Origin of the sequence: Dielma fastidiosa (genome assembly GCF_000313565.1) — a bacterium.
GTDB lineage: Bacteria > Bacillota_I > Bacilli_A > Erysipelotrichales > Erysipelotrichaceae > Dielma > Dielma fastidiosa.
This window is the reverse complement of the sequence record NZ_CAEN01000097.1, coordinates 1-433: the sequence shown is the minus strand read 5'-3', so window position 1 is coordinate 433 and position 433 is coordinate 1. Positions and strand designations below refer to the sequence as shown.

The window sequence follows — 433 nt, the reverse complement described above, 5'->3', positions numbered from 1 at the left end:
GATAAAACGGTTGTAATCCACCATAATAACGGGGTGTTAAATTCGGGTAAAGTTAAAAGTTATTTGTGCTCAGTTACAGATGTAAAGGATTTTAGCCTCAATACATATTCAATACACTACAAAGATATTTGAATTAATATTGGCATTACCTGAAAACTGGAAAAGTTACAAACATAATGTCAACACTCGACGCACCATCCATAGCGAAAACCGCGGCGTTTGCCCGGAATTAGGATTGTATCAACAACGCCCGGCATAACGGGGATTTGCTTGACGGTTGAGGTGCTAACGCCCGATTTGGTGGCGGCGACAAGTACACGGTATCGGCGGCGGCGAGGCATCCAGCGGTAGGAACCAACACCGCCAGTCCACGCGACACGACGCCAGTAGGGTTCAAAACCAGCCTGCCGGATAAGATCAAGGGTCGTTTCAA

The 433-nt window shown here is 46.4% G+C and carries 1 protein-coding gene; it reads right to left on the bottom strand.

What is annotated here, in order from left to right:
* Positions 1-179: 179 nt before the first annotated feature.
* The coding region (locus tag DAHG_RS21660; protein ID WP_034456156.1) for a hypothetical protein at positions 180-433 on the bottom strand (254 nt) is incomplete at its 5' end.